At 68.7% G+C, this 17,705-nt stretch carries 17 protein-coding genes and 1 pseudogene; 7 read left to right on the forward strand and 11 right to left on the reverse strand.

Annotated features, from left to right (window positions below):
* Positions 1-7 precede the first annotated feature (7 nt).
* On the forward strand, positions 8-226 hold the full coding sequence (locus ACYVIO_RS04115) for a hypothetical protein (protein ID WP_460649278.1): 219 nt from the start codon (positions 8-10) through the stop codon (positions 224-226).
* On the opposite strand, the gene ACYVIO_RS04120 is transcribed toward ACYVIO_RS04115, so the two are convergent.
* Both ACYVIO_RS04120 and ACYVIO_RS04125 read right to left on the reverse strand, forming a co-directional pair.
* Complete coding sequence (locus ACYVIO_RS04120; RefSeq protein ID WP_460649279.1) at positions 219-1,052, reverse strand: ABC transporter permease subunit; 834 nt, start codon at positions 1,050-1,052, stop codon at positions 219-221. The genes ACYVIO_RS04115 and ACYVIO_RS04120 overlap by 8 nt on opposite strands.
* Positions 1,049-2,023, reverse strand: a complete 975-nt coding sequence (locus tag ACYVIO_RS04125) for an ABC transporter ATP-binding protein (RefSeq protein WP_460649280.1) — start codon at positions 2,021-2,023, stop codon at positions 1,049-1,051. Before ACYVIO_RS04125 ends, ACYVIO_RS04120 begins: the two co-directional genes overlap by 4 nt.
* Before the next feature lie 330 nt (positions 2,024-2,353).
* Here ACYVIO_RS04125 and ACYVIO_RS04130 point away from each other — a divergent pair, with 330 nt between their 5' ends.
* The 3 genes from ACYVIO_RS04130 to ACYVIO_RS04140 all read left to right on the forward strand — a co-directional run bounded on the left by ACYVIO_RS04130 (position 2,354) and on the right by ACYVIO_RS04140 (position 4,851).
* Positions 2,354-2,839, forward strand: a complete 486-nt coding sequence (locus tag ACYVIO_RS04130) for an RDD family protein (RefSeq protein WP_460649281.1) — start codon at positions 2,354-2,356, stop codon at positions 2,837-2,839.
* Between the two features lie 39 nt (positions 2,840-2,878).
* Positions 2,879-3,964, forward strand: a complete 1,086-nt coding sequence (locus ACYVIO_RS04135; protein ID WP_460649282.1) for a winged helix DNA-binding domain-containing protein — start codon at positions 2,879-2,881, stop codon at positions 3,962-3,964.
* Positions 3,965-4,026: 62 nt separating this feature from the next.
* On the forward strand, positions 4,027-4,851 hold the full coding sequence (locus ACYVIO_RS04140) for an aldo/keto reductase (protein WP_460649283.1): 825 nt from the start codon (positions 4,027-4,029) through the stop codon (positions 4,849-4,851).
* On the opposite strand, the gene ACYVIO_RS04145 is transcribed toward ACYVIO_RS04140, so the two are convergent.
* Positions 4,852-5,718 carry a LysR family transcriptional regulator gene (locus ACYVIO_RS04145; RefSeq protein WP_460649284.1) on the reverse strand — a complete coding sequence of 289 codons (867 nt, stop codon included), beginning with the start codon at positions 5,716-5,718 and terminating at the stop codon, positions 4,852-4,854. It lies immediately after the preceding gene.
* A gap of 262 nt (positions 5,719-5,980) precedes the next feature.
* Here ACYVIO_RS04145 and ACYVIO_RS04150 point away from each other — a divergent pair, with 262 nt between their 5' ends.
* Positions 5,981-6,889 carry a LysR family transcriptional regulator gene (locus ACYVIO_RS04150; protein WP_460649285.1) on the forward strand — a complete coding sequence of 303 codons (909 nt, stop codon included), beginning with the start codon at positions 5,981-5,983 and terminating at the stop codon, positions 6,887-6,889.
* 540 nt (positions 6,890-7,429) lie between these two features.
* Here the strand turns inward: ACYVIO_RS04150 and ACYVIO_RS04155 are convergent.
* Positions 7,430-9,214: pseudogene (locus ACYVIO_RS04155) on the reverse strand (helix-turn-helix domain-containing protein); the annotation flags it as partial.
* 84 nt (positions 9,215-9,298) lie between these two features.
* Positions 9,299-9,667, reverse strand: a complete 369-nt coding sequence (locus ACYVIO_RS04160; RefSeq protein ID WP_460649286.1) for a winged helix-turn-helix transcriptional regulator — start codon at positions 9,665-9,667, stop codon at positions 9,299-9,301.
* Between the two features lie 115 nt (positions 9,668-9,782).
* Between ACYVIO_RS04160 and ACYVIO_RS04165 the strand changes: the two genes are divergently transcribed.
* The gene (locus ACYVIO_RS04165; RefSeq protein WP_460649287.1) at positions 9,783-10,643 is read left to right on the forward strand and encodes an SDR family oxidoreductase; all 861 of its coding nucleotides are present in this window, start codon (positions 9,783-9,785) and stop codon (positions 10,641-10,643) included.
* A gap of 54 nt (positions 10,644-10,697) precedes the next feature.
* On the opposite strand, the gene ACYVIO_RS04170 is transcribed toward ACYVIO_RS04165, so the two are convergent.
* The 5 genes from ACYVIO_RS04170 to ACYVIO_RS04190 all read right to left on the reverse strand — a co-directional run bounded on the left by ACYVIO_RS04170 (position 10,698) and on the right by ACYVIO_RS04190 (position 15,814).
* The gene (locus ACYVIO_RS04170; RefSeq protein ID WP_460649288.1) at positions 10,698-11,504 is read right to left on the reverse strand and encodes a hypothetical protein; all 807 of its coding nucleotides are present in this window, start codon (positions 11,502-11,504) and stop codon (positions 10,698-10,700) included.
* A 130-nt stretch (positions 11,505-11,634) separates the two neighbouring features.
* Entirely contained in the window at positions 11,635-12,402 is a 768-nt protein-coding gene (locus ACYVIO_RS04175; RefSeq protein ID WP_460649289.1) for an SDR family NAD(P)-dependent oxidoreductase, read from the reverse strand.
* Positions 12,403-12,683: 281 nt separating this feature from the next.
* Positions 12,684-13,520 carry a carbohydrate ABC transporter permease gene (locus tag ACYVIO_RS04180; RefSeq protein ID WP_460649290.1) on the reverse strand — a complete coding sequence of 279 codons (837 nt, stop codon included), beginning with the start codon at positions 13,518-13,520 and terminating at the stop codon, positions 12,684-12,686.
* Positions 13,517-14,497: a carbohydrate ABC transporter permease gene (locus tag ACYVIO_RS04185; RefSeq protein WP_460649291.1), complete on the reverse strand. Its 981-nt coding sequence runs from the start codon at positions 14,495-14,497 to the stop codon at positions 13,517-13,519. Before ACYVIO_RS04185 ends, ACYVIO_RS04180 begins: the two co-directional genes overlap by 4 nt.
* 3 nt (positions 14,498-14,500) lie before the next feature.
* Complete coding sequence (locus ACYVIO_RS04190) at positions 14,501-15,814, reverse strand: ABC transporter substrate-binding protein (RefSeq protein WP_460649292.1); 1,314 nt, start codon at positions 15,812-15,814, stop codon at positions 14,501-14,503.
* A gap of 184 nt (positions 15,815-15,998) precedes the next feature.
* On the opposite strand from ACYVIO_RS04190, the gene ACYVIO_RS04195 reads away from it, so the two are divergent.
* The gene (locus ACYVIO_RS04195) at positions 15,999-16,697 is read left to right on the forward strand and encodes a FadR/GntR family transcriptional regulator (protein ID WP_460649293.1); all 699 of its coding nucleotides are present in this window, start codon (positions 15,999-16,001) and stop codon (positions 16,695-16,697) included.
* Between the two features lie 33 nt (positions 16,698-16,730).
* Here ACYVIO_RS04195 and ACYVIO_RS04200 read toward each other — a convergent pair whose 3' ends face one another.
* On the reverse strand, positions 16,731-17,597 hold the full coding sequence (locus ACYVIO_RS04200; protein WP_460649294.1) for a DMT family transporter: 867 nt from the start codon (positions 17,595-17,597) through the stop codon (positions 16,731-16,733).
* Positions 17,598-17,705 lie beyond the last annotated feature (108 nt).

Consider the following 17,705-nt stretch of genomic DNA (forward strand, 5'->3'; position numbering starts at 1 on the left):
ATCATCGGTGCTGATGGAGTCGGTGCGGGCGAAGTCGGTGCTGATGGAGTCGGTGCGGGCGGAGTCGGTGCGGGCGGAGTCGGTGCGGGCGGAGTCGGTGCGGGCGGAGTCGGTGCGGGCGGAGTCGGTGCGGGCGGAGTCGGTGCGGGCGGAGTCGGTGCGGGCGGAGTCGGTGGGGGGCGGAGTCAGGTGGTGGGCGGAGTCAGGCGCGGGGTGGGTCAACTGATGTCGCGACGCCGGATCAGTACGGCGGCGACGGTGGTGCTCACGACGATGTAGGCGACCAGAACGAGGCAGGCCGCGGGAGTGTTCAGGTAGTCGACGACGCCGGGAGTCCCGCCGTCGCCTTGGGTCGGTGCGCCCAGCCCGCCGACCAGCGAACCGCTGGCCGATCCGAGCAGGACGTAGCGGACGGGTTCGAGGCCGGGCAGGATCCCGGCGAGCCCGGACAGCGCGTTCTCCAGGCCGAGGGTCCACAGCAGGCCGGCGGCGAGCGCGACCGTCGTACCGCGGAAGATCACGCCGAGCGCGGCCCCGACACTCATCCAGGCAGCCGAGATCAGCGCCGCGGCGCCGAGTGAACCGGCCAGCGCGCCGGCTGACGGCCAGTCGGCCGATCGGCCCTCGACCGTCGCGATGATCGCGGAGGCCGCCACTGCGGCGACGGCTGCGGCCGCGGCGATCACGGTGGTCGCGATCGCTGCGGCGACGAGCTTGGCCAGCAGCACCGGCACCCGGCCCGGCCCTTGGCTCAGTCGGGCGGTCCAGGTGTTCCACCGGTACTCCGAGCCGGTCACCAGCACGCCGAGGATCAGCATGATCGCGCCGCCGAACAGCGGGTAGCTGCTCAGCGAGGTCGACGCGACGGCGTTCGGCAGCAGGATGTCGAGCAACTCGCCGCGGCTTGCGTCGGACGGGTCGAGGACGCTGTAGATGATGTACGGCACGACGAAGGCGAAACCGACGACCATCAGGATCCACGCGATCCCGATGACGACGGGCGCCATCCGCTTGCGCAGCAGCAGGCTCTCGGCGGCGACGGCGTTGATCATGAGTCCTCCGTCGGGTCGTCGTCGTGCGTGGTGAGGGCGAAGAAGACCCCTTCGAGCGTCTGACGTTCGCGCCGGAGCTCGTGGATGTCGATGCCTTCAGCAACCAAGGCCCGGACCAGGCCGGGAATGTCGTCGGGCGTCGCCTCGAGATGCCAGTGCCGATCCCCTGGATCACCTGCTTCGACAGGCGCCTGACCGGCGTACGCCGCGAGCACCCGGCCCGCCTGATCGGCGGGCGTCGCCCACAGATCCAGCGCCACGCTGCCCGGTTGATCCCTGATCGCGGTCACCGTGTCGTCGGCGATCACCAGACCGCGGTCGATCACGACCACGCGGTCGCAGATCTGCTGGACCTCGCCGAGCTGGTGGGACGAGAACAGCACGGTCGTCCCGCCGGCCCCGAGGGACCGGACCAGCTCGCGCATCGAGGCGACGCCCTCGGGGTCGAGTCCGTTGGTCGGCTCGTCCAGGATCAGCAGCTTCGGGCCACCCAGCAACGCGGCCGCGACACCGAGCCGCTGACCCATGCCGAGCGAGTAGCCGGTGAAGCGGTCGTTGCCGCGATGCTGGAGCTCGACGACTTCGAGGACGCGGTCCACCTCGGTGTCGGGCAGTCCTTTGGCTCGGGCCAGGACCTGCAGGTTGGTCCGGCCGGACAGGTGCGGGACGAACGCGGGGGTCTCGATCAGGGCACCGATCTGGCGCAGCGCTTCCGGCGTACCGGGTGGGCGGCCGAGGACGCTCACCGATCCCTCGTCCGGGCGGACCAGGCCGAGCAGGATGCGCAGCAGGGTCGTCTTGCCGGCGCCGTTCGGGCCGAGCAGGCCGTAGACCTGCCCAGGAAGGACTTCCAGGCTCACGCCGCGCAGCGCGTCGACCTTGCCGAAGCTCTTCCGGACACCGCTGACCTCAACGGTGGCGGTGGCCTCGACAACGCGTTCCGGCCGGGACGGGGCGGTCTCGGTGGGCACGGGGAACCTGCCTCTCGGGTCCGTTTCCTGAACAGACGGAACTCATCAAATGAACACCGTCGAATTCAGGCTCCCCAGCCGGGCAAGAGGCTAACAGAACAATTCCTCGACGGCGAGAACTTCTTTCGTTCTGCTCATGTTCGTCAACAGATCGTCAACCAGGCAAGGAAAATCTCGGCAAACACTCCCCTAATCCCACTGTTTCACTAGTCATTGAATAATCGCTTGAAGTGATCATTTGACAATTACTGTTCGTGAATACTGAAATTTGTTCACCCGGCGCCGCGCCGCCGATATCCCCGCGCCCGGCCGTGGCGTAATCTCGGGCTCATGCTGACTGCGCGACGTGGCTTGGCCACGGCCATCGACTACGCGGCGATGGCCGTCCCGCTCGGCGTACTGGCCGCGATCACGCTCGCCCGGCAGCGCCGACACCCCCTCCCCGACGTCTCCCCCGCCAAGGTCCGCGTCCTGGTCGCGGTCGGCCTGACGCTGCCGCTGAGCGCAGCCCTGGCAGCCGCTGAAGCGACCGGCGGCTCCCCCGGCAAACGAGCACTGGGCCTCACCCTGCGTGACGAGACCGTTGCCCAGAGCCCGACGTACTCGCAGGCCTTGATCCGGACCCTGGCCAAAACCGCAGTCCCCTGGGAGCTGGGCCACCAGGCCGTCTGGGAGTTCCGAGCAGACAACACCCGCCGCGGCGCCGTCCTTGCCGCCGGCTCCTACCTGGCCATCGGCCTCCAAGCAGCCGCCATCCTCCGCAACCGCCGGACGTACCCCGACCACCTCGCCCAAACCCGGGTCACCTCGGCCTGACCGAGCCCATCTGTCGGTGGGGTCCGGCAGGATGAGTTCATGGTGGTGCTGAGTGCGAAGGCGATCAATCGGGCGACGTTGGGGCGGCAGTTGCTGCTGGAGCGGGCCGAGGTCGGACCTGCCGAGGCGGTACGGCGCTTGGCGGGGATGCAAGGACAGGAGCCCAAGCATCCGTACGTCGGGTTGTGGACTCGCCTCGACGGGTTCGCAGACGCGGATCTGACGGCGGCGGTCGAGGCGCGAGACGTCGTACGGGCGACGTTGTTCCGCGGGACGCTGCATCTGGTGACTGCCGAGGACTACCTGCGCTTTCGTACGACGCTGGCGCCGGTGCTCGAGGCCGGGTTGAAGATGCTGAAGGAACGCGGCGAGGGGCTCGAGCCGGCGAAGGTGGTTGCGGCGGCGCGGAAGTTGCTCGCGAAGGAACCGCTCACGTTCACGCAGGTGCGCGACGCGTTGCAGGAGCAGTTCCCCGAGGTGAACGACCGCGCGCTCGGGTTCTGCACGCGGATGATGGTGCCGCTGGTGATGTACCCGACGGACACCCGCTGGGGCTGGCCGGCGAACGCGCGCTTCACACCGGCCGAGCAGTGGATCGGTCGCAAGCCGTTCCTCGACGCCGTACCGGAGGAGCTGGTCATCCGATATCTGGACGCCTTCGGCCCGGCGACGCCGGCGGACTTCCAGACCTGGTCGGGCTTGCCCGGCGCGAAGGCGGTCTTCGACGCAGCCGAACTGGAGCGCTTCGAGGACGAGAACGGGCGCACGCTGTACGACGTACCGAATGCTCCCCGACCCGATCCGGACACTCCCGCACCCGTGCGATTCCTGCCCGAGTTCGACAACCTGCTGCTCGCGCACGCCAAGCGCGAACGGGTGATAGCCGACGCCTATCGCCCGGCGGTGTTCACGAAAAACCTGCGGGTGAAGGCGACCTACCTCGTCGACGGACAGGTCGCCGGGCTGTGGACGGCCGAGAAGAAGCGCGCTGTGGCGACTCTCACGCTGGCCCCGTTCGAGCCGGTCGCCAAGCGCGTGACGACCGCGCTGGAGCGTGAAGGCGAGGCGTTACTACGGTTTCTCGAGCCGGATGCGAAGACCTACGCGGTGGTTACGGCCGGTTGATGAGGTTGTTGTCACACGTCGGATGACTGGGCTGGAGACCCCGCGCCCAGTGAAATAGGCAGATGAGCACAGTCCCCACGATCACTCTGGACAACGGCGTCGAGATCCCCCAGCTGGGCCTGGGCGTCTGGCAGGTCGACGACGGGATCGTCACCGGTGTCGTCGAGGCGGCCTTCGAGGCCGGCTACCGGCACATCGACACGGCCGCCGTCTACGGCAACGAGCAGGGCGTCGGTCGCGCGATCGCGAACGCCGGCCTGCCCCGCGACGAGCTCTTCGTCACCACCAAGGTGTGGAACAACGACCAGGGCTACGACTCGACCCTGCGCGCCTTCGACAAGAGCCTCGGCAAGCTCGGCCTCGAGACGGTCGACCTCTACCTGATCCACTGGCAGTCGCTGAAGCAGGACAAGTACGTCGACACCTGGAAGGCGATGGAGCAGCTGTACGCCGACAAGCGCGTCCGCGCGATCGGCGTCTCCAACTTCCACCTCCCGGCGCTGCAGCGGCTCTTCGACGAGACCGACCTCCGGCCGACGGTGAACCAGATCGAGCTGCACCCGGCGCTGCCGCAGGACGAGCTGCGCGCGTTCCACGCGGAGAACGACATCGTCACCGAGTCGTGGAGCCCGCTGGCCTCCGGCGAGCTGATCGGCCACCCGGTGCTGAAGGAGCTCGGCGGCAAGCACGACAAGTCGCCGGCCCAGGTGATGATCCGCTGGCACCTGCAGCTCGGCAACGTGGTGATCCCGAAGTCGAAGACCCCGGCGCGGATCGCGGAGAACATCGACGTCTTCGACTTCACCCTCGACAACGAGGACATGGCCGCGATCGCCGACCTGGAGACCGGTCAGCGCACCGGCGGCGACCCGGACACCTTCGGCTGATCAGCTGAGCCGCAGGAACTGCCGTAGTACGGGCGACTGATTGTTCGGCGACCAGGCGACCGAGAGCCGCCACGGCGGCAGGTCGTCGGACAGCTCGCGGTAGACGACGGCCGCCGGGTCGATCGGTGGGGTCGGTGCGATCAGCAACGACACCCCGAGCCCGGCGGCGACCAGTGACACGATCGTCTGGACGTCGGCGCCCTGCTGGCTGATCCGCGGCGTGAAGCCGGCGTCCTGGCAGTAGCTGACGATCACGTCATGCACGGACGGCCCGGTCGCCCGGGTGTACAGGATGAACTCGTCCTCGGCCAGGTCCTTCAGCGCGATCCGGCGCCGCTTGGCCAGCGGGTGCTTGGCCGGCAACGCGGCGACCAGCGGGTCCTCGGACACGACCTTCGACAGCAGCCCGGGTTCGTCGTACGGGAAACGCAGCAGGCCGACGTCGATCCGGCCGTCGCGCAGCTCCTCGGTCTGGCGAATCGTCGTCATCGTCTCCAGGTCGAGCACGACCTCCGGGTACGCCGTACGGAACGCCCCGAGCAGCCGCGGCAACGCCTCGAACGTCGCCGACTGCACGAACCGCAGCCGCAGCGACCCGACCTCACCGCGCTGCGTGCGTTGCGCGGTCCGTACGGCGTCGTCCGCGCGCCGCAGCAGGTCCCGCGCGTCGTCGAGGAACGCGGCGCCGGCCGCGGTGAGCACGAACCGCTTCTTGACCCGGGCGAACAGCTCGACCCCGAGATCTCTTTCCAGGGCAGCGATCTGGCGGCTGAGCGAGGGCTGGGTCAGGTGCAGGCGGACCGCCGCGCGGCCGACGTTGAGCTCCTCGGCGACGACCACGAACGACTGCAGCTGGCGGAGTTCCATGGTCTAGATCATGCCTCAGACGCATGAAATAGGGCCAGAACTTTCATTGGACGTATGAACACGCGCGAACCTACCGTCGGAGAGACGAAAGGAACCACCGTGTACGTCTTCCCCGTGACCGTGATCGAGAAGATCCACCGCGAGTCCCGCTCCGGTCGGCCCAACGCACCCGTCCTGCCGTACGTCCCGCCCCGCCGTCCTCTGCGCTCGCTGATCCGCTGGGTCCGGCGCCCGCGTGAGACCGTGTGCGAAGCTGATCGCCGTGATCGAAGTGCGCAGGTTGCGAGTACTGCGGGCCCTTGCTGACCACGGCACCGTGACGGCGGCCGCCGAGGTCCTGCACCTCACGCCGTCCGCCGTCTCCCAGCAACTGGCCGCCCTCGAGTCCGAGGTCGGCCAGGAACTGCTGGAACGCCGCGGCCGCCGGGTCGCGATCACCTCGGCCGGCCGTCTGCTGCTCACCCACGCCGACACGATCCTCACCGAGGTCGAACGCGCCGAGGACGCGATGCGCCTGTACGCCGACGGCACCAACGGCGAGCTCCGCATCGCCGCCTTCGCCACCGCGATCAGCCTGCTGGTCGCACCGTCGCTGGCCCGCCTCCGCGAAACCACCCCCGGCCTCCGCCTCGTCGTCCAGGACGCCGAGGGCCATCAGGCCCTCACCCAACTCCTCGACGGCGAGGTCGACCTGGCCGTCACCGTCGACCACCGAGGCTCCCCGCGTCCCACCGACGACGACCGCCTCACCCTCACTCCCCTGTACGCCGAGCCCTTCGTCGCGGTCCTCCCGCCAACTCACCCGGCCGCTTCCTCCCCGGCGGTAGACCTCACCGCCCTGGCCACCGACGACTGGGTGATGACCTCGGTCGGCAACCCCATCCGCGACGTGGTCCTCCTCGCCTGCGAACAAGCCGGCTTCCAGCCCCGCATCGTCCACACCTCGGACGACTTCCGCTCAGTCGCCGCCCTCTGCGCCGCCAACGCCGGCGTCTCGCTGGTCCCCCGCCTGACTCTCCCGCCCACCACCCCGGCGATCATCCGTCCCCTGCAACCCCCGACCCCCACCCGCCGGGTCCTCATCGCCACCCGCCGAGCCCGAGCCGACCACCCCCTGATCACCGCCACCCTCAAAACCCTCGCCGAAACGGCTGCCCACCTCGAGCTCTGAAAGCAGCTCCCGTACGACGCTTGCCCGCGGATCCGCGACGCGCTCGTACAAGGTGATCGCTCGTTGCCAGGCTTGGTGGGCCTGGGCTGGTTGGCCGAGGGCGGTCAGGACTTTGCCGTAGGTGTGGAGGAGTGGGGCTTCGCCGCGTTCCTCGGGGTGGCGGCCGGCGAGGTGGATTCCGGTTTCGAGGACTTCGGCGGCGCGGGGGAGGTTGTTCATGGCCAGGAGGACGGTGCCGAGTTCGCCGCGGGCGGTGGCTTCGATCGGTTCGGCGGCGAGGGTTCGGGCGTCGGCGATGACGCGGTCCAGCATCGCGACGGCTGCGTCGTACTGGCCGGTCTGGCCGAGGGAGCTGCCGATCAGGGTGCGGTGGACCGTGGCGGGTCCGGGGGCGGAGCGTTCGGGCATCAGAGCGAGGGCGTGGTCGAACGACGCCCGCTGGCGGTCCACGTCGCCGACGAGGCCGGCCAGGTAGCCGACGACGATGTTGGTGCCGACCTCGAACCTCTCGACGCGGGACTCGGCGACGACGGTCAGCGCCTCCTCGCCGTACGGGAAGGCCTCTTCGAGTCGGCCGAGGTTCCCCAGCATGTGCGCCAGGTTGATCAGGCAGGCGACGAGCTCGGGCGGCGTGCCTCCGGTCCGGATTGCCGCGAGCGCTCGTTCGAGCCAGGTGATCGCCTCGTCGTTGAGATCGACCGAGCCGCTGAGGAAGCCCGCCTGGTAGAGCCGTCCAATCTCCAGGTCAGCCGGCAGGTCGACGTCGAGGTCAGCGACCGCCATCACGGCTTCGCGCGCGTCGGCGAACCTCAGCAGCTGTACGGCGAAAGCCGGCATGCCCAGCGCCAGCCGGATGGCGAGCAGCTTGTCGTCGGCGTCGCCTGCGGCCGCCGTACGGACGAGTCTGACCAGGTTGGGCAGCTCGTCCTTCAGCCAGCGCGCGGCCTCGTCGAGGTCCACGATGTCCTCGGCACCCGCGGCCCAACCGGCGCTCGATCCGTACCTCTCGGCGCCGCCCTTCAGGACGTCCCATCGCCACAGCATCGACAGGTAGCAGTTCAGCTCGCGCCGGCGATGCTCGATCGGGTCCGCGGGGTGAAGCTCCCGGCCGACCTCGCGGACCAGGTCGTGCATCCGGTACTGGTTGACGGCCGGGGTCTCGACGAGATGGACGTCGACCAGGCGTTCCAGCAGTTCCTCGGCCTCGTCGAGCGGAAGGTCCAGCACCTTCGCCGCGGCACGCAGCGGGAACCGCTCGCCGTCGAAGTGCGACAGCGCGGGAAACACCTTCGCGGCCAGGCGATCGGTCGAGCGGCTGCTGCTCGCGAGGTGGTCGAGCGACAGCGAGATGCTGCGCCGCACGCTCACGTCGGGGCCGGTGAGCACCGCGAGGCCGTCCGCGGCGAGCTCGTCCGCAAGCTCGCGCAACCCGCCGGCCCTGAGCTGGCCGCCCGCGATCCGGATCGCCAACGGCAGCAGGCCGCAGCGCCGTACGACCTCGGCGGCGGCCGTTGGTTCCGCGTCGACGCGTTCCTGGCCAGCGACTCGCGCCAGCAATTGAACGGCTTCCGGCTCAGTCAGTACGTCGAGCGAGATGCGTGCGGCACCCGGCAGCGTCGAGAGCGGACTCCGGCTGGTGATCACGACGACAGCGCCCGGCGTACCGGGCAGCAACGGGAGGACCTGCTCGCCGCTGCCCGCATCGTCCAGCAGCAAGAGGATTTGCCGGCCTGCCAACGCGGTCCGGTACCGCGCGGAAATGGCCTGTACGTCGTCCGAGTCCGCCGCGAGAGTGACGCCGAGGGTCTGCAGCAACTGGCGTAGCGCGTCCACGCTCCCGAGCGGGTTGCCGCCGCCACCCCGGAGGTTGAGGTAGAGCTGCCCGTCCGGGAACACGTCGGTCACCTGCCGAGCCGCCTGCACGGCCAGCGTGGTCTTCCCGACCCCACCCATCCCACCGACCGTCGACACAACGATCCCGGGAGCCGCCGCGGCCGGAGAGCGCAGCAGCGCGACCAGACTCGCGAGCTGCTGCTCCCGGCCGGTGAAGTCGCCGATCCCGGGCGGCAGCCGGTGAGCGGCTGACCCGATCTTGGGCCGCCGGGCCGCGGTCGCGAGCCGCTGCCGGTCGTCGGCCGAAGCCTCCAGCGCGTCGGCCAGACGGTCGAGCGTGGTCGGTCGGGGGTACTGGCGACGACCGCCTTCGAGGGCGCCGATCGCCTCGACGCTGATGCCGGCGCGCTCGGCGAGCGCCTCCTGCGTGAGGCCCGCGTCCTGCCGGAGCCGGCGCAGCAGGGCGGCCAAGGACGTCACCGGGGCGGGCACGTCCGCATCGTAGCCGCGGCGCGGACGAGCTGAAGCCTTGTACGCCGGAGGCGTCGGCCGGCGCCTCAGGTGCTCACGGCAACGTCAGGCGCGGGCGTCGTCGTACTGGATCCGGGCGTCCTGGACCTCGGGGACCTTGGACTCGACCCACTCCGTGATGCTGCGGACGTGGGTGGCGGCCTCGATGCCGAGCGGCGTGAGCGAGTAGTCGACGCGCGGCGGGATGACCGGCTGGGCGACGCGGTGGACGAAGCCGTCGCGCTCCAGCGACTGCAGCGTCTGGGCGAGCATCTTCTCGCTGACGCCCTCGATGTGGCGGCGGAGCTCGCTGAAGCGGTACGAGCGGTCGAGCAGGGCGACCAGGACCAGGACGCCCCAGCGGCTGGTGACGTGCTCCAGGATCACGCGGGACGGGCAGCCGACGCGGTTCACGTCGGGAGATACGACAGTCATGGAGGTCCTCCTCACTCGAAGACTAGTACCTTACTTCAAAGTGGGTACTTTCGTAAAGTTAGTACCCCGATTACGGTGAGTGGTACAGGCACTCAACCGGAGGAAGAACAAAGCTATGAGCATCGTTGTGACGGGGTCGACCGGAGCGCTGGGCCGGCTGGTCATCCAGGACCTGCTGGACGCGGGGGTGCCGGCCGGGGAGATCAAGGCCGTTGCCCGGAGCAAGGAGAAGGCGGCCGACCTGGCCGAGCAGGGCATCCAGGTCGCGATCGCGGACTACGACCAGCCGGAGACGTACGACGGCGTCTTCGCCGCGGGCGACCGGGTGCTGCTGATCTCGGGCAGCGAGCCGGGCCGGCGCGTCCCGCAGCACCAGGCGGTGATCGACGCCGCCAAGGCCGCGGGCGTCGCGCAGCTCGCGTACACGGGAATCTTCGGCGGCCCCAAGGCCGACTTCCTGCTCGCCGCGGACCACCGCGCGACCGAGCAGGCGATCCTCGACTCGGGGCTGCCGTACACGTTCCTACGCAACAACTGGTACGTCGAGATGCTCGTCAACGACCTCGCCGGCGTCGTCGAGCGCGGCGCGGTCGTCAACGGCGTCGCGCCGGGCAGCCGGATCGCGACGGCGACCCGGGACGACTACGCCGCGGCGGCGGCCGTCGTACTGCGGACCGACGGGCACACCAACCAGGCGTACGAACTGGGTGGGGACGTCGCGTGGACGTTCGACGAGTTCGCGGCCGAGATCGCCGGGCAGACCGGGAAGCCGGTCGTGCACACGGCGCTCAGCCACGACGACAACCTCGCGCTGCTGGTCAAGGTCGGCGTCCCCGAGGGCTTCGCGCAGGTGCTCGCCGATGTCGACGACGCGATCTCCCGCGGCGCGCTGGCGGGTACGCCGGGCGAGCTGTCGCGGCTGATCGGCCGTCCGACGACGCCGCTCGCGGACTCGATCCGCGCCGCACTGGCCTAGAACAAAGGGGGATCCACGGACCGATGAGTCCGTGGATCCCCCTTCCCCCAGGTCTCAGGCCAGGTGGGCCGCCGCCGAGCGCGCGATCGCCTCGAAGTTGGCGGGCTTGATGCCCTTGCCCATCTCGCGGAAGGCGACCACCGACACGATCGCGCCCTTGCGCGTCACGGCGTACGGGAAGCCGCCGTCCTCGCTGCCCTGGTCCGACGGCAGCGGGTAGTCGTACCAGCGGACGATCCGGGTCGCGTCGCCGACCGCGACCGCGCGGTCCTCGGTGATCTTGCGCGCGTGCGTCGGAGCCGGCCGGGCCGACTTGCACGAGGCGATCGTCTTCAGGATCGAGTCGTACGCCGCTTTGGCGGTCGCCGCGTCCTTGTACCGGGTCAGCCACTGACCGCCCGACGCGTCGAGCCCGTTGGTGTAGTTGCGGCTGAGCGCGCCGAGCACTCCGTCGCCGCGGGTCGACCCGCGGCCACAGATCGGCGTACTGGCGCTGCCGGCGGTCGCGGCCCAGCCGCGCTTCGGGTCACCCTTGGCGACCTCGCCGCCGGTCAGCAGCATGTTGTTGGTCAGCCGGATCGGCTTGACGGGCGTCGGTGTCTCCACTGGTTTCCCCGGAGTCTTGGTCGGCGTGGGCACGCCGGTGGGTGTCGCGGTGGGCGTCACCGACGGGTTCGCCGACGGCGTCCCTGACGGTGTGCTTGACGGTGTCTGGGTCGGCGTCACACTAGGCGCCGGCGTGTCGATCGAAGCAGCCGGTGCCCCGGAACTGCCCGTTCCCGGCTTGTCGCTGCCGCACGCGACCAGCGCCAACGGCAGCAAGGCCAACCCGGCCGCGTACTTCCATCCCCGTACGGACATCTCGCCAACCTTCTGCTCGTCACTCCTGACCAGATGGACGCTAGCGAGCACGGTTTGGTTGGCGACGGATTTTCCGCCGGTTTCGGTGTCTCAGTTCCCGATCAGGTGCCAGTGCTTCAGGTGACAGGGATCAACCGCGGCGGCGGCCGTCGAGGCCGAGGGTGGAGAAGCGCGCGATCAGCGTGCGCGGGACGTAGCGGGCGCCGGCCGAGATCAGCTTGTAGCGCCAGGACGGGATCGAGATCGCCTTGCCCTGCATCAGGTCCTTCCAGGCTTCGTCGACCAGGTCGGTTGCGTCCAGCCAGAGGAACGACGGGATGACCGTCTTGTCCATCCCCATCCGCTCGTGGAACTCGGTGTGCACGAAGCCCGGCGCCAGCGCCATCACCGCGACGCCCTTGGCGTGCAGCTCGACCGCGAGCCCGGCGGAGAAGTTCGTCACCCACGACTTGTGCGCGCTGTACGTCCCGCGCGGCACGAATCCGGCCACGGACGACACGTTCACCACCGCACCGGATCCCCGCTCGATCATCGGCAGCACCGCGGCGTGCGTCAGCCGCAGTACGACGCGCACCAGCAGGTCGAGCTGCTTCTCCTCCTGCTCGACCGTGTTCGCCCAGAACGGCTTCTTCTGCCCGAATCCGGCGTTGTTCACCAGCACCTCGATCGGCCCGTCCGCAAACCGCTGCTCGACGACCGCGAGCTCATCCGGATCCGTCAGGTCCGCCGCGAGCACCTCACAAGCCACCCCGTGCAGCCGGCTGATCTCGGTCGCGACCTCCTTCAGCCGCTCCCCGTCCCGAGCGACCAGCACCAGGTCGTACCCCTCCAGAGCCAGCTTGTCCGCAAAAGCCCGCCCGATCCCCGCCGTGGGCCCGGTAACCAGCGCAGTAGCCACGCCACTATCCCTCCGTCGGTGAAGCCCCCAGTCTGTCACTATCCTGACGAGAGGCATCGACCCCGAGGACTACCTCGCCTTCGAGCACCGCATCGACTACACGGTGCTCGAGCCGGATCCGGCCCTGAACGAAGCACTGGCAGCACTTCCAGGTCGAAAGCTCGTCTACACCAACGGCACGGCAAGCAAGTGTGGGTCGGTGGGTCACCCGGCAGCGGCGGTGCGGCGTACGAGGTGCTTGGCGAGCGCCGCTGGCGGGTGTGGGAGCTGAGCGCTTTCCTTTACTCCTTGACGGCTCCTGCGGTGAGGCCTTGGACGATGTAGCGGCTGGCTACGGCGAACAGGACCATGGTGGGGATGATCGAGAGGACGGCGGCAGCCGACATCGAGCCCCAGTCGATGTTGTAGCTGGAGATGAAGCCGTTCAGGGCGGCGGGGACGGTCTTGTTGCTGTCGCTGTTGAGCAGGGTGACGGACAGGAACAGCTCGTTCCAGCAGTTCACGAAGTTGAAGATGTACGACGCGGCGATGCCCGGTGTCATCACCGGGACGAGCACCCGGAAGAGCGCGGACAGGCGCGAGCAGCCGTCGACCATCGCGGCCTCTTCCAGCGACTGCGGGACGTTCTCGAAGAAGCCGCGCAGCATCACCGTGCAGAGCGGGATCGAGACCGCGACGTACACGAGGATCAGGCCGACCCGGCTGTCGACCAGGTACAGCCTGGTCATCAGGATGTACAGCGATCCCAGCGCGATGAACCCGGGGATCATCTGGGTGACCAGGAACGCGCCCATCACCGCGCCCTTGGAGACGAACTCGAACCGCGCCAGCACGTACGCCGCCAGCAGCGACACCAGGGTCGCCAGCGCGGCCGCGACCAGTGACACGATCAGGCTGTTGCCGATGAACACCCCGAAGTTCGACTGCTCGAACAGCCCGGTGTAGTTGTCCAGCGAGAAGTTCGTCGGCCAGTACTTCAACGGGTAGGCGAAGATCGAGCCCGGGTCCTTGAACGACGTGACCAGGATCCAGTACAGCGGGAACACCGTGAGCACCAAGCAGATCCCGAGCCCGGTGAACTTCGCGACCTTGCCGGCCAGGGTCTGGTCGAGAATCATCCGGCCACCACCTTCCGTCGAGTGCGCGGCGTTCGGGTGCGGACCGCCAGCAGGTAGAAGACCGCGAACAGCACCAGCACGAACACCACCATCACGCCCATCGCGGAAGCGCGGCCGTAGTCGCCCTCCTGCGTCACCTGGATCATGTACGACGTGACGATGTGCGTCTCGTTCGCGGGACCGCCACCGGTCATGCCGAAGATCAGCTCGGGCGAGTTGAACGTCCAGATCACCCGCAGCAGCACGGTCAGCGCGAGCGTGGTCCGGATCGACGGGATCGTGATGCTGAACAGCGTCCGGACCTTGCCGGCGCCGTCGATCGCCGACGCCTCGTACAACTCGTCCGGCACCGACTGCAGCGCGGCCAGGATCATGATCGCGAAGAACGTCACGCCGTACCAGACGTTCGCGGCGATCACCGCGACCATCGCGTACTTCGCGTCGGCCAGCCACGGCACGGGGGTGTCGATCAGGTGCGTCTTCATCAGCAGGTCGTTGACCACGCCGAACTCGCCGTTGAACATCCAGCGGAACAGGATCCCGATCAGGAACCCCGACACCGCCCACGGGAAGAACACCAGCGCCTGGTACGCGCCGCGGAAGCGGAACTTGCGCCGCAGCCAGAGCGCCATCGTGAAGCCGATCAGGAACTGCGGCACCAGCGACCCGACCACCCAGACGATCGAGTTGCGCACTGTACCGCGGAACATCTCGTCGCCGACCAGCGTGCGGAAGTTCTTCAGCCCGACCCACGAGGTGTCGGACAGGTCGTTCAGGTTGTAGTTGCGAAACGCCATCGAGATGCCGTTCAGCAACGGGTAGTAGGTGAACAGCCCGACGAACACGATCGCGGGCAGCATGAAGGCGAGCAGCACCAGCGCGGTCCGGCCGGTGAAGCGCCGCCGTCCTCCGGCCGGGGGCCGCGAGCCCGCCGTACGGCGGGAGCTCGCGGCCGGCCGGGCGTCAGTCACGGCCATGAATCAGTTCCCGGCCCACTTCTTGGTCCAGTACTCGTCCCAGCTCTTCAGGATCTCGGCCGGCTGGGCCTTCCCGGTGATCAGCTTCTGCACGTCGGCGTCGGCCTTGTTGCCCCACTCGGTCGACCACGGCACGCCACGCGGCTGGGTGACCACGACGTAGGTGTCCGGCGAGGCGTTCATCGCGACGTACGACGCCCACGGGCCGTCCTTGAAGAACGGGTCGTCGGCGGCGGACTTGAGGATCGGGACCAGGCTGTTCTCCTTGGAGAACGTCAGCGCGGCGTCGCCCGAGGTGAGGAACTTGACCAGCTTGACCGCCTCGGCCTTGTGCTCGCTGCCCTGCGCGACACCCCAGCCGGCGTTGGCCAGCGGCTGCGCGGCCTTACCGGTCGGACCGACCGGCAGCGGCGCCGTGCCCCACTGGTCCTCCTTGATGGTCTTGGACTCGCGGACGGTCGCGATCACCTCGGGGTCCTGGAGCAGGAAGCCCGTCGTACCGGAGGTGAAGCCCTGCACCATTTCCGGGTAGCCCCAGCTGACCGAGGACGGCGGGGAGGCGTTCTTGAACAGGTCGAGGTACAGGTTCAGCGCGTCGACCGCCTTCGGCGACGAGAAGATCGTCTTGCCGCTGGTCAGCTTGAACGCGTTGTCCTTGTTGATGTCGTCGATCACGTACCCGGAGATCACCGCGATCGCGTTGCCCGCGCCGCCGAGCCCGCCGCGGAACGAGTAGCCGTACTTGTTCTTGGTCGGGTCGTTGATCTTCTTGGCCTGCTCGACCATCTCCGACCAGCTCTTCGGCGGCCCGGCGAACCCGGCCTGCTGGACGAGATCCTTGCGGTAGAACAGCGACAGGCCGTAGAAGCCGTACGGGACCATGAACGACTTGCCGCCCTGCTGCGTCACGGCGAGCGCGTTCGGCGTGAGGGCCTGCAGACCGTCCCAGCCCTTCAGGTCCGGGGCCATGTCGTAGATCCACTTGTTGGTCGAGAACGGCCCGACGGTGGTGTCGCGCACCTCGAGCACGTCGACACCCTTGCCGGACTGCAGCATCTGCTGGATCTTCTGGTCGGCCTGGTTGGTCGGCGGCGAGATCAGCTGGACCTTGACGCCGGAGTTGGCCGCCTCGAAGTCGGCGATCAGTTTCTTCAGCAACGCCGTACGGGTCGGGTTGGTCAGGCTCTCGACCATCTGGAGCTTGACCTCACCGCCGCTCTGGGCCTTCTCGGCCGGGCCGGGACCGCAGGCGGTGAGCGCCAGCGTGGCGGCCGCGAGGGCTGCGGTCAGAGGTGCGAGCATCTGTCGGTGACGCATGGCGCTTCTCCTCAGGGGATGTGGGCCAGGAGTGGGGACATCAGACGAATTGGTCAACCGTTGTCCGCACATTAACCGGATCTGCGCGGGGTGGACAAGAACTTGCCGAAGATGTGACCGTAAGTGGTCTGAGGACTTAACATCAGTACGCCGGTACGTCGGGCGGCAAGGGGAGGAGGCGGCGATGGCGGCGACAGATCGCGCGCTGACCGGTCTGCGGCAGATGATCGCGTCCGGCGAGCTCGGCCCGGGGGCGAAGTTCCCGCCCGAACCGGAACTGTGCGACCACCTCGGAGTCTCCCGCAGCTCGTTGCGTGAGGCAACGCGATCGCTGGCCGCGCTGGGCGTGATCGAGTCCCGACACGGTTCGGGCACGTACGTGTCGGCCCTCGACCCGGCCGAGATCATCAGCCGCTTCTCGCTGTCGGTCGAGCTGATCCCGCTCGAAGGCGTGCTGCAACTGCTCGAGGTCCGGCGGATCCTGGAGGCGCATGCCACCGCCGCCGCGGCCGCGCGTCAGGATCCGGCATTAGCCGAGCGGCTGGCCGACATCCTCGACCGGCTGGAGAAGACGACCGACGCCACCGAGATCCAGACGCTGGACGCCGAGTTCCACGGCGCGATCTGCGAAGCCGGCGGGAATCCCACGGTCACGGCGCTCACCGGCGTGATCCGCGGGCGTGGCGGGCACTACCGGATCTTCGAGCCGGGCGCGGATTTCGACGCGATCAAGCGGACCAGCGATCTGGGGCATCGCGCGATCCTTGCGGCGATCACTCATCGCGATCCGGCCGCGGCCGCGACTGCCGCGTCGGCTCACATCGCGCAGACCGAGCTCTGGCTGCGGGCGCTGCGGCCGGTGCCGCAGGTCGATCTGCCTTAATCCGCGGCGATCCGGACGACGGCGATCGAGGCCTCAGGCCACGGCGATCGCGACGATTCCGGCTAGTACGACTGCGCTCCCGATCAGTCTGCGTCGCGCGTCTGCTTCACCCAGGACGAGCCAGGCCGCTAGCCCGCTCAGCACGATGCTCACCTCGCGCGCCGGCGCGACCAAGCTGACCGGCGCGAGCCGCATCGCGTACAGGACCATCAGGTACGCGATCGGTGACAGCAGCCCAACGACGAGGATCTCGCGCCAGTTCTCCTTCCAGAGCAGCCTTAGCGGCTCCGGCTTGGACAGCACCTGGGGTGCGAGCAACAGGCTCTGCAGGATCGATGCGACCCCGAAGTAGATGAGCGGTGGGACGGCCAGGTCGGTCACTGAGTACGCGTCCCACAAGGTGTACGCCGCGATCAGCGCGCCTGTTGCTACGCCGTACACGATGCCGGCCTTCACTCCACCGCGCGCCGATTGTTGCCTTCGGCCACCACTGATGCCGAGCACGCCGGCGATGATCAGGGCTGCGCCGATCAGGCCGAGTACGCCGGGGCGCTCGCCGAGGAGGAGCACGGCGAAGGCGACCGAGAGCAGCGGACCGGTTCCTCGGGCGACCGGGTAGACGACGGACAGGTCGCCGACGTCGTAGCCGCGTTGCAGGACGATGCCGTAGCCGATGTGCAGCACCGCCGTGACCAGGGCTGCGACGAGCCAGTTCCAGTGCGGATGCACGTCGCTCGTGATCAGTGCGATCACGAGCGCGGGGAGCAGGAGGATGCTCGCGGCTGTGTAGTAGGACCAGACGAAGGCCGCGCCGCCCCGCCGTACGCGCTTGGCCGCGAAGTTCCAGGCGGCGTGCAGGACGGCTGCACCGAGGACGAGGGACAGAGCTGTTGAGTTCACCGCCTGACAGTCTCCCACCCGGTGCGCCTGCCTGGAAATTTCTTTCTACTGTCGAGATCTTGCAACGATCCGTCGTACAGCCGTACTGTCCGGGCACCAACGTCCGAG

Source organism: Kribbella endophytica (genome assembly GCF_054781295.1).

Excerpts from the sequence above, each read along its gene's own strand:
- ACYVIO_RS04120 (WP_460649279.1), bottom strand. The coding sequence starts at position 1,052 with ATGATCAACGCCGTCGCCGCCGAGAGCCTGCTGCTGCGCAAGCGGATG.
- ACYVIO_RS04130 (WP_460649281.1), top strand. The coding sequence starts at position 2,354 with ATGCTGACTGCGCGACGTGGCTTGGCCACGGCCATCGACTACGCGGCG.
- ACYVIO_RS04135 (WP_460649282.1), top strand. The coding sequence starts at position 2,879 with ATGGTGGTGCTGAGTGCGAAGGCGATCAATCGGGCGACGTTGGGGCGG.
- ACYVIO_RS04140 (WP_460649283.1), top strand. The coding sequence starts at position 4,027 with ATGAGCACAGTCCCCACGATCACTCTGGACAACGGCGTCGAGATCCCC.
- ACYVIO_RS04145 (WP_460649284.1), bottom strand. The coding sequence starts at position 5,718 with ATGGAACTCCGCCAGCTGCAGTCGTTCGTGGTCGTCGCCGAGGAGCTC.
- ACYVIO_RS04160 (WP_460649286.1), bottom strand. The coding sequence starts at position 9,667 with ATGACTGTCGTATCTCCCGACGTGAACCGCGTCGGCTGCCCGTCCCGC.
- ACYVIO_RS04165 (WP_460649287.1), top strand. The coding sequence starts at position 9,783 with ATGAGCATCGTTGTGACGGGGTCGACCGGAGCGCTGGGCCGGCTGGTC.
- ACYVIO_RS04170 (WP_460649288.1), bottom strand. The coding sequence starts at position 11,504 with ATGTCCGTACGGGGATGGAAGTACGCGGCCGGGTTGGCCTTGCTGCCG.
- ACYVIO_RS04180 (WP_460649290.1), bottom strand. The coding sequence starts at position 13,520 with ATGATTCTCGACCAGACCCTGGCCGGCAAGGTCGCGAAGTTCACCGGG.
- ACYVIO_RS04185 (WP_460649291.1), bottom strand. The coding sequence starts at position 14,497 with ATGGCCGTGACTGACGCCCGGCCGGCCGCGAGCTCCCGCCGTACGGCG.
- ACYVIO_RS04190 (WP_460649292.1), bottom strand. The coding sequence starts at position 15,814 with ATGCGTCACCGACAGATGCTCGCACCTCTGACCGCAGCCCTCGCGGCC.
- ACYVIO_RS04195 (WP_460649293.1), top strand. The coding sequence starts at position 15,999 with ATGGCGGCGACAGATCGCGCGCTGACCGGTCTGCGGCAGATGATCGCG.